Genomic DNA, 14,430 nt, shown 5'->3' with positions numbered 1-14,430 from the left:
TGGTGTTCAGGCTTTGAGTGCGTTCACATGCCGCGCAAGGATGGCGGCGAGGGCAGGGCGCTGCGCGAGGCAGCGCGAGGTCGGGCCGACCACGACGATCGACAGCCGCCGCGCGGGGAGCGTCAACGGCATCGCCACGCCGGCAAGGTCGGGCGTATATTCGGCGTTGCTCTGATGATAGCCGCGCGCCGCCGCCTGCGTGAGGTCGGCCTCGATCCGCTCGGGGGTCATCGGCGTCGTAACCGAGTAATCGGTGAAATCGATCTTCCGATAGAGGTTGGCGCGTTCCTCGCTCGGCATCTGTGCGAGCAATGCGCGGCCCGCCGAGCTGGCATGTATCGGCACGCGATCGCCGACCCGCGCGAAGTATCGCACCGGCTGGCGCGACTCGCGCACCGCCACGAACATCGCGAAGGTGCCCGCCGGCGCCGAGATCGCCACCGTCTCGCCGGTCTCCGCCGCGACGTCGCGGAGCAGCCGTTGGAGCTCGCCCGGCAGTGGATCGCCATGCGCGACCTTCTCGGCCAGCTCGAGCCAGCGCGGGCTCGGATAGTGCCCGCCGCGCGCATGCGGCTCGTAAAGATAGCCGAGCCCCGCCAGCGTGCTCACCAGCTTGAACGTGCTCGATCGCGGCCAGCCGAGATCGTCGGCGATCTCCGCCGCGGTCGCCGGCCGCTGCCGCTCGGCGAAATATTCGAGGATCTGCAGCGCATTCGCCGCCTGCCGAACGATCAGGTTGGTCATCGCCCATCTAGGCCACGGTCAACGCGCGGTGAAGCCGCCATCGACCGGCAGCGCCACCCCGGTGACGAAGCTCGCTTCGTCCGAGGCCAGCCACAGAGCCGCATCGGCGACTTCGCCGGGCTTGACCAGCCGCCCCATCGGCACCGCGCCGACCACCTTGGCCTCGTTCGCCGCAGCCTCGGCCGGATCGCCGTTGCGCCCGGTGAAGCCGAGCTTCATCGGCGTGTCGGCGAGGCCGGGGCACACTACGTTGACACGGATATTGTCCGCCGCCAGCGCCAGCGCGAGCGATTTGCCAAGCCCGACCACGCCGAACTTCGCCGCCGAATAGATCGGGCTCATCATCGACCCGACCAGCCCCGAGATCGACGAAGTGAAGATGATCGAGCCGCCGCCGCGCTTGCGCATGTGCGGCGCGACCCGGCCGGCGCCCAGGGCCGCCGACGTGATGTTGAGGTCGATCGCCTTGCGATAGGCAGTCATGTCGAGATCCTCGACCGACGCGGGGCCTGGCATCCCGGCATGCGCCCACAGGATATCCGCGCCGCCCAGCGCCGCGACCGCCTGGTCGATGCTGCCCAGCGCGCCTTCTTCGGTCGAAAGATCGGCGGCGAAGACATGGACGCGATCCCGCCCGAATTCTTTCGCCAGCGCGTCGAGTGCCTCCGGGTTGATATCGATCGCCGCCACTTGCGCGCCTTCGCGCACGAAGCGTTCGACGCCGGCGCGTCCCATCCCCGACGCGGCGGCGGTGACGATGGCGAGCTTGCCCTGCAGGCGCATGGTTCTGGTCCTCAGTTCGCGAAGGGATCGGCGAATTTGCCGGTGGTCGAGACGATCGTGGTCTTGGTCTCGAGATAGTCGTCGAGCGCATCCATGCCGTTCTCGCGGCCCCAGCCGCTCGACTTCACCCCGCCATAGGGGGTGGACCAGCGGATGTAGCGATAGGTGTTGACCCAGACCATGCCGGCCTCGATCCGCGCGGCGACGCGATGCGCGCGCCCGACATCGCCGGTCCACAGCCCCGCGGCGAGTCCGTAGGGCGTGCCGTTGGCGATCGCGACTGCCTCGTCCTCGCCGTCGAACGGGATGATCGCCGCGACGGGTCCGAAAATCTCCTCCTGCGCGATCCGCATATTCGCGCCGACGCCCGCGAACACGGTGGGCTCGACGAAATAGCCGTCGCGCTCCAGCCGCGTGCCGCCGGTAACCAGCTCTGCGCCCTCGTCGTGGCCGATCGCGACATAGGACAAGGTCTTGTCGAGCTGCTGCTGGTGCGCTTGCGGCCCCATATGCGTCGCCGGGTCCATCGGATCACCGACCCGCACCCGCCCGGCATTGCGCCGGAACCCCTCGACCACGCGGTCATAGATCGGCCGCTCGACCAGGATACGCGATCCCAGCGCGCAGCTCTGCCCGCACAGCGCCCAGGCCGAACCCGTCGCGGCGTTGAGCGCATTCTCGATATCGGCGTCGGCAAAGAGGATGTGCGGCGCCTTGCCGCCCAGCTCGAAGCTGAACTTCTTGAGGCTGTCCGCGCCGGTCTTGAGGATCGTCTTGGCGGTCTCCCCCTCGCCGGTGAACGCAATCTTGTTGACGCCCGGATGCGCCACCAGGTGTGCGCCCGCGGTCACCCCGTCGCCGGGGACGATGTTGACCACGCCGGGCGGGAACCCCGCTTCCTCGAACAGCCGGCCAAGCGCCAGCGACGAAGCCGGGGTCTGCTCGGCGGGTTTGAGCACCATGGTGCATCCTGCCGCCAGCGCCGGACCGAGCTTCCACGCCGCGGCCATCAGCGGCACGTTCCACGGGGTGATCGTCCCCACCACGCCCACCGCCGAGCGCGTGGTGAAGGCATGGACGCTGTCGTCCATCGGGATCGTGCGGCCACCCTGCTTGTCGGCGAGCGAGGCGAACCAGTGATAATATTGCGAGTGCATGCCGATATCGCCGCGCGATTCGCGGATGGCACGACCATTGTCCTGCGTCTCGATCGCCGCGAGCGCATCGACCTGCGTCGCATAGAGATCGGCGAACTTCCGGATCAGCGCGGCGCGCTCCCACGGCGCCATCCGGCCCCACCGTCCCTCGAACGCCTCGCGTGCCGCGGCGACTGCGCGGTCGATGTCCTGCGGCCCGCCATAAGCGACGTCGCCCCACGGCTTGCCGGTTGCCGGATCCACGCTCGGGCGCACCCCGCCGTCGATCGGCGCGACCCATTCGCCGCCGATGAACAGCCGGTCGAAACGATATTCCACGCCCACTCTCCGATTTCTATTTGTGGACATAAGTGTCCTCATATGGAAATCAGTGTCAACGAAAATCGGGAGGATCGCCGTGCTGCCGCTGTTGAAGGGTATCCGTGTCGTCGAAGTGGGCGCGGTGGTGCTCGGGCCCTATGCCGGGCAGATCCTTGCCGATCTCGGTGCCGAGGTGATCAAGGTCGAGCCGCTCGAAGGCGACATCGCCCGGCATGCGCATCCGCAGGGCGCCGGCGGCGGCGCGCTGTTCGTCAACAACAACCGCAACAAGCGGATGCTCGCGATCGACCTCAAGCGCCCCGAAGGGCAGGCGGCGCTGGCGAAACTGCTCGGCACCGCGGACGTCTTGTTTCACAATATGCGCCTCGACGCGGCCGAGCGGCTCGGGCTCGACCCGGAGGCGGTGGCGGCGATCAATCCGCGGATCATCCATTGCTCGGCGACCGGGTTTGGGCGCGGCGGGCGCTATCGCGATCGTCCGGCGTTCGACGACATCATCCAGGCCGCGAGCGGGCTCGCCGGACTCGGCGCGCTCCAGGGCGGGACGCCGCAGTTCGTCCCGACGATCGTCGCCGACAAGGTCGCGGCGCTTCACGTGGTCTACGGCATCCTCGCAGCCCTGGTGTCGCGCGAGCGGGGCGGGGAAGGGCCGTTCCGCGTCGAAGTGCCTATGTTCGAAGCGATGGTCGCGTTCGTGATGAACGAACACCTCGCCGCCGCGACCTTCGCCGAAGAGGGCGCGCCCGGCTATCCGCGCTTGCTCTCGCCCGATCGCCGGCCGTTCCGTACTGCCGATGGCTGGATCGCAGTGCTGCCCTATACCGAGGCGCAGTGGCGGCGCTTCTTCGAAGAGATCGGGCGCGGCGACGTGGTGGCGCAACCCTGGTTCGCCGCGCCACAGAACCGCCAGGCGCATATCGGCGAACTCTACGCGATCCTCGCCCAAAGCTTGGCCGCGCGCACCACCGGCGCATGGATCGAGGCGCTGGAGGCACGCGACATCCCGTGTTCGCGCATCGCGATGCCCGCCGATCTGCTGACCGATCCGCATCTGGCGGAGATCGGCTTCTTCGACGTGCCCGAGGGGTTCCCGGAAGGCGTGTACCGCGCGCTGCCGCAGCCGGTGTTGTTTCCGGGCATCGCGACGACGGGCGATGCGCCGCCGCATGCGCTCGGCGCGGACAGCCGCGCGGTGCTCGGCGACTGCGGCTATGACGAGGCGGCGATCGACGCGCTCGTCGCGGCGGGGGTGGTGGGCGGCTAGCTACCCGGAATCCGTTGCATCTTACCCGTCGCCCGAGTGGCGGGCCGGCGCGCAAGGCGATTGTATCGGTCTCGAACCACAAGGGGAGAATAGGATGTCCAGATTGCTCGCCACCAGCGCTCTTGCGCTCTGCCTGTTGGGCGCTTCGCCCGGGTTCGCCCAGGCGCAACCGCCGGCGCCCGGCTATGTCATGCCCGATACCGAGACTTGGGAGCTCAAGGGCGCGGACGGGTATCCCTACCAGATATTCGTGTCCAAGCCCGCAGGGCCGGCGCCTGAGGGCGGCTATCCGGTCCTCTATGTCCTCGACGGGAATGCGATGTTCGCGGGCTTCGCGGAAACGCGGCGGATGCACGAATATATGAAGGCCGATCCCGGCAAGACGATCGTCGTCGGCGTCGGCTACAAGACCGACAAGGCCTATGACATCCGCCGCCTCTACGACCTGACCGGCGGTCCGACCCCGCCGCCCTGGGATGTCGAGCTCGGCAAGGCGCCAACCGGCGGCTGGGACAAGTTCCTCGATTTCCTCACCGGCCCGTTGCGGTCCGAACTCGACCGCCGCTACACGATCCATCGCGGCCGCCAGTCGCTGTTCGGCCATTCGCTGGGCGGCCTGTTCGCGATCCACAGCCTGTTCACCCGGCCCGATGCGTTCCACACCGTCATCGCCGCCAGCCCGTCGCTGTTCTGGCACGACCGCCTGATGCAGAAGGAGGAGCGCGAGTTCGCGGCGCGGCTCCAGTCGGGCAAGATCGACAAGGTCGGCCGGCTGATGGTCGTGTGGGGCGAGCGCGAGGAGACCATCCTCGAGCGCTGGGACGCCGAGGCATTCGTCCGGCGGATGGAACCGCTCTCGGCTTATGGTCTTCGCACGCGCCACGAAGCCTATGATGATGAGGTCCACATCACCGTGCCGAGCCGCGCGGTGACCTCGACGCTGCGCTTCGCCTTTACCTGGCCTTGAGGGGGACGAAGCGCAGCGCGGCATAGGCCAACGCTGCGAACAAGGTCGCGTCGAGCGCCGGCACGCTGGTCAGGGTCAGGCCCTTATACGCGCCCAGCGCGCCGACCGCGATCGATGCGGCCCAGACACCCAGCGCGTCCCAGCGAAAGACCGGCAGCGCCAGCAGCGAGTCTGCGGCGTCGGCGCGGCGATAGCGCGTCCAGCTGTCGATTACATAGATCGCGGCGATCGGCGGGATGATCAGGCCTAGGAACAGCACGAACGGGATGAACGCATCGAGGATGCCCATCAGCGCGAAGATCGTGCCGAGCACCCCGCCGACCACGGTGAACACCCATTGGCGCACCCGCGGGAAGGTGGAGCTAAGCGACAGGCTCGACGAATAGAGGTTGAGCGCGTTGACCGTCCAGGTCGGCAGCACGAGCAGGAACAGCACCGGCGTGCCGAAGCCGAACTGGACGATCAGCTTCATGATGCTGGTTTCCTGCATCGCCAGCGCCGGGATCGCTGCGGCGGCCATCATCAACGGGATCGCCACCGGGAAGGAGAGCGCCATGCTCGCCACGGCGCCGCGCGGGGTACTGGTGAATCGCGAAAGGTCGGGCATCGTCGCCACCGCGAGCATATAGGCGCCGAGCAGCGCCGACAGCGCGATGCCGAAATGCATCGGCTCGGCGGCGGTGGCGGGCGGCGCCGTGACGAAGCCGCGCGCGTTGACCGAAGCGACCACCACTGCGATCAGGATCGCGCCGAGCACGGGCACTGCGACCATTGCCAGCCGATCGAGCGCGCGGAAGCCGATGATCGTGGAGCCCGTCATCAGCACTGCACCGAGGATGACGAACGCCGTGAAGTTGCCGGCCAGGCCATTGGCCGCGGCCGCCTCGACCAGCGCTTCGCCGAAAAACGAGGCGTTGACCCCGAACCAGCAGAAATGGATCAGCGCGATCACCGTGTTGATCGCCGCCGCGCCGCCGGTGCCGAACGAGCGGCGGACCAGCAGATAGGTCGAAAGCCGGGTGCGGACGCTGGTCACCGCGGTGAGCGATCCGGCGGCGCAGAGCAGGAGGCCGGCACAAAGCGCGGCGAGGACCGCCTTGGAGAAGCCGAGCGCCAGCGCATTGTGCGCGCCGTTGAGGAAATCGGGCAGCCCGATCGAGAAGCTCGCGACGATCAGTCCGACGCGCCAGCCGGGGATGGTGATCCCGTCCGGTACTGGGGAGTGGGCGTATTCGTCGTTCGCTTCGCTGCTGCTCACCCATTCCCCCAGTCATTGAGTGTTTCGATCGGCTGATAGGCTTCGGCAAGCCCGAAAGCGCCGGGGCCGACGATCGCCAGCGCGCGCTGCGTGCGCAGCTGTGCCGGTGCCGCGGCGCCGACGATCTTGACGCGCTGGCCGAAGCGCAGCCGTTCGGTGGTGATGCTGTCCGCTGTCTCGCGGTCCATCACGGTGATGAGATCGGGGACCATCGCGCGGACGACGCCATCGACCCGGGCGATGAGGTTCTCGTTCTGGAACTCCATCTCCATCCGGCCCTGGCCGTTGAACCCTTCGATGATCACCCGCCCGACCGAGAAGCCGCCGCGGGTCTCGCGCTCGAGGTCGACGATCTTGCCGTCGAACAGCGCGCCGGCATGCGGGTAGAGCCCGGTGTCGCGCAACGCGACGTAGAGCGCTACGAAAGGATCGTCGCCCGTCGCGCGTGCTTCGCGCACCGCCTTGCCGATCGCGATGGCCGCGGTGATGCTGCCGCCGATCGCGTGCTGCTTCGCCTGGCTGCCGCTGAGCGGATATTCGACCATGTGGGCAGTGCCCCCGAGTTCGACCGAGAGTTTCCGGGCCTGGCGCTCATGCTCGAGATTGTCGGACGTCTCGATCACCGAGAGCGAGCCGCAGGACGAGGTGACGACCGATGGGCAGGCTGAGAGCCCCTCGATGTTGAAGATCGCCATCTGCGATTCGGGGAAGGCGCGGCCCATGCCGTCGGCATCGACCACCGGAATGCCGAGCTCGGCTGCGGCGAGCAGCGGGGCGAGGCCGTTGCCGCCGCCGATCTCGATCGGCATTACTGCGTCGATCGGCTTGCCCATGATCTCGGCGAGCTTGCGCAGGCCGTTCAATGCCTCGCGGCCATTGGGCAGCTTCTCGACCGAGACGGTCGGCGCGCCGATCCAGCCGCAGGGGACGACGAGCGCATCGTTGGCTAGGCTATCGAGCGAAACGAGGTCGAAGGCGCCGCGCCGCGCGATCTCGGCTTCGCCGAGCAGCCGCGCATAATAGGGATCGCCGCCGCCGCCCGAGCCGAGGAACGCGGCGCCGGTGGCGAGATCGATCAGCGCTTCGCGGTCAATGCGATTGGGTTGCATAGGATTCCGTGTTTTCCTGGCGCAAAACATGCGCATTCTCGGCCAGATCGGCGACAACCCGCACCCGAACCTGCGCAGCGCGGCCGGGAAGATAGCTCAGAAAGACCTCTTCGAGCTCGACGATCTCGACGCTGTCGGGCACGCCGCCCGCCGCGATCACCTGCTCGCGCGCCTGCCCGCGCAGCCGGTCGAGCGCGGCATCGCGCGGCTCGCGGTCATAGGATACGACCTGCTCGATCTGCGCGCCCACCTGCGCGATCGCCGCGCCAACTGCGTTCGCAACTGCAGCATGCGGCGGCCGGATCACCTGCGCCGCACCCGGAATCGTATCGGGAATCAGGAAGTTGCCTCCGCCGACCGCGAGCAGAACCGCATCGCCGCGGCTGGTCTTCATCCGGTCGATCGCTTCCTCAATCATCGCCTGTCCGCGCGTCCAGACCGCGTCGATCACCGGCTGCGAGAGGGCAGGGAGCTTGGAAGGGTCACCGAACTGCGCGCGGTCGGCAGCGACGGCGATGTCGCTCGCGGTCAGCGTGTCGCCGCCGAACACCCGGGCCTGCTCGACGATGCGGAAGCCGACCGAGTCCGGGCCGACGCTGAAGCTGTCGTTGTCGAGTGCCTCGGCTTGGTACTGCGAAGGATCGAGATGGATGCGCGTGCCGCCGCCCAGCCCGATCGCGAGGATGTCGGGCATGCGGAAGTTGGTGCGCGCGCCGCCGATATCGACCGCGACCGAGGATTCGCGCGGGAAGCCATTGGCGAGCACGCCGACATCGGTGGTGGTCCCGCCGACATCGAGCACGATCGCGTCGCGCACCCCGGTGAGGAAGGCCGCGCCGCGCATGCTATTGGTCGGGCCCGATCCGATCGTCAGTACCGGATAGGCTGCGGCCTGCTGCGCCGAGATCAAGGTGCCGTCGTTCTGCGAGATGTAGAGTGGCGCCTGCACGCCGATCTCGACAAGCGCCCGCTCGAACGCCGAGACGACGCGCGCCGCAAGGCTGCCGAGCGCGGCGTTGAGGATCGCGGCATTCTCGCGCTCGATGAAGCCGATCCGGCCGATCGCATGCGACAGCGTGATTGCAGCTTCGGGATGCTCTTCGTGCACCAGCACTGCGGCGCGCTCTTCCATCGCCGAATTGACCGGTGCGAAGACGCTGCTGATCGCGATTGCGTTGACGCCCTTGGCGCGAAGTTCGCGGGCGGCGGCGCGGACTTTGGTTTCGTCGAGCGGCGCAATTTCGCGACCATCGACTTCATAGCCGCCGGGGAGGAGGTAGACATGGCTGCCGATGCGACCGGCGAGGTCGGTGGGCCAGCCGGTCATCGGCGGCAGCGCTTCGCCTGAGGGGCTGGCGAGCCGGAGGATGCCGACCTGATCGAGCTTGTTGCGCTCGACCAGCGCGTTCGTAAAATGCGTGGTGCCGACCATCACCGAGGCAATTGCGCCGGCTGCGACATCGGCCTGCGACAGGACTTCGGCGATCGCCGCGGCGACCCCCGAGCCGACATCGGCCGTAGTCGGCTGCTTGGTCCAGGCGAACACCGTCCCGCCGTCCATCAGGACGGCATCGGTATTCGTCCCCCCGACATCGACACCAATCCGCACGAACTCAGCCCCTTAGGATGCCCCCTGAATGTCGTGAGCTAAGGACCGGAAGCCCGGCCACGCAACCTGCCGAACGGGTAAGACGTGCCCATGGACGGGTAAGGTTGAGACACCCGCCTCCGGACCCTATAGCTTGACCGCAGCAGGGTAACTGGACCGGAAAGCAGGTTCGATTGAAGGGCAACTTCGTTTGGACGAACTGATCCCGACCAAAATTGCGCCACCGATCTGGATGGGCGACCAGATTCGCCGCGACGCCTTGCTCGCGCGGCTCGATGAGGCGCTCGCCCGCCGGCTGACGCTGATCCACGCCCCCGCCGGCTACGGCAAGACCAGTCTGCTCGCGCAGTGGCGGGCGCGCTTCGATGACGATGCGTTGCTCGTCGCATGGCTTTCGCTCGAACGCGACGATTCGGACCCCGATCGGCTTGCCCAATATATCGCGCTGGCGCTGAGCGGCGTAGAGCCCGGCGAGGCGGTGGAGGAAGGCGACCGGATCGCTGCCGGCGTGCCTTCGCGCGCGGCGCTTTCGGTGATCATCAACCGGATCGCGCGCGAGAAGCGCCCGGTGGTGTTGATCCTCGACGATCTCCATTCCGCCGAAAGCGCGGGCGTCACCGATTTCCTCCAGTCGCTGATCCGTCATGCGCCGCGCAACTGCCATTTCATCATTGCCTCGCGCGACTATCCCTGGCTCGGCCAGTCGGTGCTCGCGGCTGAAGAGCAATTGCTGGAATTCACGTCCGAAGACCTAAAATTCTCGATGAGCGAGGCCGAGGCGATGCTTGCCCGGCCCGACGGCGCACAGCTGGGCGGTGATGATGTCCGCAGCCTCATCGAGCGCACCGAAGGCTGGCCGATCGCGCTGCAGCTGACGTTCCTTTCCCTGAAGCGCGGGATGGACCGCCGCCGTTTCGTCGACGGGTTCAGCGGGTCGAGCACCGAGCTGGCGCGCTACCTGTCCGAACAGGTGCTGATGTCGCTGCCCGAGGACACGCAGGAAGTGGTGATCCGCACCGCGCTGCTCGACCGGGTGACCGGCGAGGCAGTGAACCTGCTGTGTGATCGGCAGGACGGCTGGCTGATGCTCGAACGGCTCGAGCATCAAGGCGTGCTGCTCACACCGCTGTCGCCCGAGCGCGAAGCCTATCGCTACCACCAGCTCTTCGCGGGCTATCTGCGCGAGCGGCTGGCGCGGCGCGATGCAACCGAGCTGCGCATGCTCCACCGCAGGCTGGCCGAGTGGTTCGCCGGGCGCGGCGAGGCGGCCGAGGCGGTGAGCCATGCGATCCAGGCCGATGACGACGCGATGCTTGCCGAGATCGTCGAGACTGCGGGCGGCTGGCGGCTGATCCCGCAGGGCGAGCAGGGGCTGATCGAGCGCGCGCTGGCCAAGCTTCCGGCGGCAACGGTCGATGCGCGTCCGCTGCTGGTGCTCGCCAGACTGTATCTCGACATCAAGTTCGGGCGGATGGAAGCGGCGCGGGCGGAATATGACCAGCTGGTCGAGCGCGCGGAGAGCGCGGACACGCCGCCCGACCTGCTGACCGAGATCCGCGTCGTCGGCGATGTGCTCGCCGAATATGAGAATGTGCCGATGACGTTCGAGGATCTGCTGGGGCGCGAGGCGTTGCTTCGCACGCTACCGGCGGACGATCACCTGGCACTCGCCAATGTCAGCGAGTCGCTTGGCGCCAAATACTATGAAGGCGGCTGGCTCGAACGCGCGATGGAGCCCACGCTGGCGGCGCGCGCGCATTATCAGGCGCTCGGCTCGCCCTATAGCGACATGTTTACACGCTTCCACGAAGCCCGCATCCGCTATGCGCAAGGCCGGCTGAAGGAGGCTGTCGCCGTGCTCGCAGTGGCCCGCGTCGAAATCGAGCGCAACTTCGGCGACCGCTCCGATCTCGCGGCCAATTGCGCGGCGTTCGAGGCAGAATTGCTCTACGATCTGGACCGGGCAGGGGAGGCGGGCGCGCTGCTCGAATGGGCCTTGCCGCACATGGAGCAGTTCGACGGTTGGGTAGATGTCTATGCCGCCGCCTATTTCACTGCTGCGCGCGCCGCCGCGAGCGCGGGGGCGCTTGACGAGGCGCGGGCGCTGCTGGTCCGTGCCGGGCAGGTGGCCGGGCGCCGGCGATTGCGCCAGCTGGAATTGCTGGCCGGGGTCTGCGAACTCGAATTGCTGCTGCTCCACGATGACGGCATCGAAGCGGCGCAGGCACTTGCCGAGCGAATCGGGCTCGACGCGCTGGCGGATACGATGGTGGAGGAGTCGCCGCTGTACCGTCCGGTCGCCGTCGCCGCGACCTTGTGCCGGGTTCGGCTCGCATTGATCGAGGGCAGGCAGGATGCCGCGCTCGCCGAGCTGGCCGCGATGGAACGTTGGGCGCGCGAGCATGGCGCCGGTAGGCTCTTGATCGAGCTCCATCTGCTCCAGAGCTATGGCTGCCGCGAGGCCGGCGACACCGCCCGGGCGCAGGCTTATTTCGACGAGGCTGTGGGCACTGCGATGTTCCAGGACATCGTCCGGCCGTTCATCGATGCGCAGCGCTTCGTCCGGCATGGATTGGAAGAGGCGCTGGCCGCGGCACCGCGGGTAGATCGTTTCCGCGCGCAGTTCCTCAGGAACCTCGCCCGGGCGCTGGCCGGCCGCCGCCCAGTCGCCGCAGCGCCTGCGCCGGACTGTCTCAGCCACGCGGAATCGGCGATCCTGCTGCATCTGAGCCAGGGCTATTCGAACAAGGAGATCGCGCGGCTGATCGGAATGTCGCCCGATACCGTGAAATATCGTCTCAAATCGGTGTTTCGTAAGATCGGTGTCACGAAACGGCGCGATGCGGTGCGCGTGTCGCATGAGCGCGGGCTGATCGCAGCCTCCGACACGGTGCCGGCAGCCTGAACGGCGCCGATTGCCCCGCGGTGCCCGCCGCCTTACCCATCTTTACCCGGCCCTTACCCTGAAAAGCGCGTGACGCTTTCCGCTCCCAGCATGTTCAATGGGGTGCAGGATTTTGGAACCATTTTCCGACGCCGAACCACCTACAGGGCAAACCCGGGGCAGGTGAGCGTCTTTTGGACAAAGCGGGGGTTTGCACATGGCACAGCGACTGGTTTCGGGAATTTCGAGGACGCGAAAGCTCAAGCGGGGGCTGCTCACTGCCTGCGCGCTGGTCGCATGGACCGGGACGGCGATGGCGCAGGACGCCGACGATGCCGAAGACATCATCGTCACCGGCGAGCGCGCGCTCTCGGGCACCAAGACCGATACGCCGGTGACGGAAATCCCGCAGTCGGTAAGCGTCATCACCGCAGAGGACTTCCACGATCGCGCCGCGGTCAATCTGCAGGACGTCATCCGCTACAGCGCGGGTGCCACCAGCGAACTCAACGGCGTCGATACCCGCGGCGACTTCCTCGCGGTGCGCGGCACCGGTGCCGAGCAGTACCTCGACGGCCTCAACCGCATGCCCGGCTTCATCTACGGCGGCCGGATCGAGATCTTCACCGTCGAGCGCGCCGAGCTGCTGCGCGGGCCTTCGTCGACGCTGTACGGCGGCGGCGGCGCGGGCGGCATCCTCAATTCGATCAGCAAGCGTCCGCAGGAGACCTTCGGCGGCGAGATGGGCATCATCTACGGCACCGACGACTACAAGCAGGCGCAGATCGACGTCACCGGCCCGATCGTCGATGGCGTCTCGGCCCGCCTTGTCGGCATGTACCGCGACGCGGACCTGCAGCAGCCGGGGCAGAAGAACGACCGCATCACCGTCATGCCCGCGATTACCCTGCGGCCCGGTCCGGACACCGAAGTGACGTTCATCGGCCTGTACCAGCGCGACAAGCTGGGCAGCCAGACCTATCTGCCGACCAGCAAGACCATCGACGGCAGCGGCGCGACCAAGATCTCCGATGATTTCTACCTCGGCGAGCCGGACTATAATCACACGAACTCCAGCCATTATGCGTTCTCGCTGCTGTTCTCGCATCGCTTCAGCGACAATCTGGCGTTCAACAGCCGCAACCGCGCGTTCGAGCAGGACACCGACTATCAGGAAGTGTTCGGCTATACCGGCTTCGGCGGCGCTTATGCCGATCCGGGCCGTACGATCGCCAACCGCGCCTGGTATCTGAACCGTGCGCAGTACACCGGCCTCAACAGCGACAATAACCTGGTGCTGAGCTTCGGCACCGGACCGCTGGAGCACCAGATCCTCGGCGGGTTCGACTATACCGAGTTCCGCGAGAACAAGCAGGAAGGCTTCGGCCAGGCGCCGGGGCTCAACCTCTACAACCCGGTGTATGGCGTGCCGTTCGCCTCCGGCGTGGGCTGGATGACTGACACCAAGAATTCGCAGACCGGCTTTTATTTCCAGGACCAGATCCGCGCCTGGGACCGCGTCTCGCTGGTGTTCGGCGCGCGACACGACAATGTGCAGTCGAACGTGAACAACGTGGAGCTGGAAGCCAACAAGGCTTGGACGTTCCGTGCCGGCATCATCGCCGACGTGGTCAAGGGCGTGTCGCCCTATTTCAACTATTCGGAATCGTTCCTGCCGGTGTTCGGATCGAACTTCTTCGGCGTGGCCTATGTGCCGCGGACCGGCCGCCAGTATGAAGCAGGCATCAAGTTCCAGCCTTCGTCGCGGATGCTGTTCACGCTCGCGGCGTACGACATCAAGGAACAGAATGTCCTGATCGCCGATCCGAACGAGCTGCAGAACTTCATCCAGGGCGGCTCGACTCGCTCGCGCGGCATCGAGGCGGAAGCAAATATCAAGCTGCCCGGGGATTTCGATGTGACCGCCGCGTACAGCTATACCCGCGCGGAATATCTGGTGGTCGATGGCCGCCTGCGTGGCGACCGGCGGGAGAACCTGCCCGAGCATCAGGCATCGGCTTGGGCATCGAAGCGGTTCGATCTGGGCGGTGATCTCGGACTCAAGCTTGGCGCCGGTGTACGCTACCAGAGCGACAAGGTCAGCTTCGACCAGACCTATCGAGTCGATCCGGTGACGCTGGCCGATGCGATGGCCGAGCTGAGCTATGGCAAATGGTCGCTGTCGGTGAACGGTGCCAACATCTTCAACGAACGAGTGTACACGAACTGCAGCTACGGCGGCGCTCCCGTGAACGAGGGCTATTGCTACCTCGGCAAGGACCGCACCGTCCTCGGCACGTTGCGCCGCCGCTTCTAGTCCGTATCTGAGCCGGG

10 protein-coding genes are annotated in these 14,430 nt (G+C 67.0%); 4 read left to right on the top strand and 6 right to left on the bottom strand.

Translation table 11 applies throughout. The features are described from left to right. Positions 1 to 6: 6 nt before the first annotated feature. Genes BXU08_RS06830 through BXU08_RS06820 form a run of 3 tightly spaced genes read right to left on the bottom strand, consistent with a single transcriptional unit; the run spans position 7 to position 3,002 of the window. The gene (locus tag BXU08_RS06830; RefSeq protein ID WP_216352906.1) at positions 7 to 744 is read right to left on the bottom strand and encodes an IclR family transcriptional regulator; all 738 of its coding nucleotides are present in this window, start codon (positions 742 to 744) and stop codon (positions 7 to 9) included. 18 nt (positions 745 to 762) lie between these two features. Continuing rightward, positions 763 to 1,527 carry an SDR family NAD(P)-dependent oxidoreductase gene (locus tag BXU08_RS06825; protein WP_077509374.1) on the bottom strand — a complete coding sequence of 255 codons (765 nt, stop codon included), beginning with the start codon at positions 1,525 to 1,527 and terminating at the stop codon, positions 763 to 765. A gap of 11 nt (positions 1,528 to 1,538) precedes the next feature. Continuing rightward, positions 1,539 to 3,002: an aldehyde dehydrogenase gene (locus BXU08_RS06820; RefSeq protein ID WP_253190533.1), complete on the bottom strand. Its 1,464-nt coding sequence runs from the start codon at positions 3,000 to 3,002 to the stop codon at positions 1,539 to 1,541. Positions 3,003 to 3,081: 79 nt separating this feature from the next. Here BXU08_RS06820 and BXU08_RS06815 point away from each other — a divergent pair, with 79 nt between their 5' ends. Both BXU08_RS06815 and BXU08_RS06810 read left to right on the top strand, forming a co-directional pair. Further along, entirely contained in the window at positions 3,082 to 4,269 is a 1,188-nt protein-coding gene (locus tag BXU08_RS06815; protein ID WP_150125448.1) for a CaiB/BaiF CoA-transferase family protein, read from the top strand. A 94-nt stretch (positions 4,270 to 4,363) separates the two neighbouring features. Further along, a complete protein-coding gene (locus tag BXU08_RS06810) occupies positions 4,364 to 5,236 on the top strand; it encodes an alpha/beta hydrolase (RefSeq protein ID WP_171982448.1) in 873 nt (290 codons plus the stop codon). On the opposite strand, the gene BXU08_RS06805 is transcribed toward BXU08_RS06810, so the two are convergent. Genes BXU08_RS06805 through BXU08_RS06795 form a run of 3 tightly spaced genes read right to left on the bottom strand, consistent with a single transcriptional unit; the run spans position 5,223 to position 9,212 of the window. Then, positions 5,223 to 6,494, bottom strand: coding sequence for a cytosine permease (locus tag BXU08_RS06805; RefSeq protein WP_077509370.1), 1,272 nt, complete (start codon positions 6,492 to 6,494; stop codon positions 5,223 to 5,225). The two genes, BXU08_RS06810 and BXU08_RS06805, sit on opposite strands and share 14 nt — an antisense overlap. Next, on the bottom strand, positions 6,491 to 7,603 hold the full coding sequence (locus BXU08_RS06800; protein WP_077509369.1) for a DUF917 domain-containing protein: 1,113 nt from the start codon (positions 7,601 to 7,603) through the stop codon (positions 6,491 to 6,493). The genes BXU08_RS06805 and BXU08_RS06800 overlap by 4 nt, the downstream gene beginning before the upstream one ends. Next, a complete protein-coding gene (locus BXU08_RS06795) occupies positions 7,584 to 9,212 on the bottom strand; it encodes a hydantoinase/oxoprolinase N-terminal domain-containing protein (protein WP_077509368.1) in 1,629 nt (542 codons plus the stop codon). Before BXU08_RS06795 ends, BXU08_RS06800 begins: the two co-directional genes overlap by 20 nt. A 190-nt stretch (positions 9,213 to 9,402) precedes the next feature. On the opposite strand from BXU08_RS06795, the gene BXU08_RS06790 reads away from it, so the two are divergent. Continuing rightward, a complete protein-coding gene (locus BXU08_RS06790) occupies positions 9,403 to 12,117 on the top strand; it encodes a LuxR C-terminal-related transcriptional regulator (RefSeq protein WP_077509367.1) in 2,715 nt (904 codons plus the stop codon). Between the two features lie 196 nt (positions 12,118 to 12,313). Then, entirely contained in the window at positions 12,314 to 14,413 is a 2,100-nt protein-coding gene (locus BXU08_RS06785) for a TonB-dependent siderophore receptor (RefSeq protein WP_077509366.1), read from the top strand. Positions 14,414 to 14,430: the final 17 nt, after the last annotated feature.

It is taken from the genome of Sphingomonas sp. LM7 (assembly GCF_002002925.1).
Lineage (GTDB): Bacteria > Pseudomonadota > Alphaproteobacteria > Sphingomonadales > Sphingomonadaceae > Sphingomonas.
Note: the sequence above shows the minus strand (reverse complement) of the source record. Positions and strands in the feature narration are given on the sequence as shown.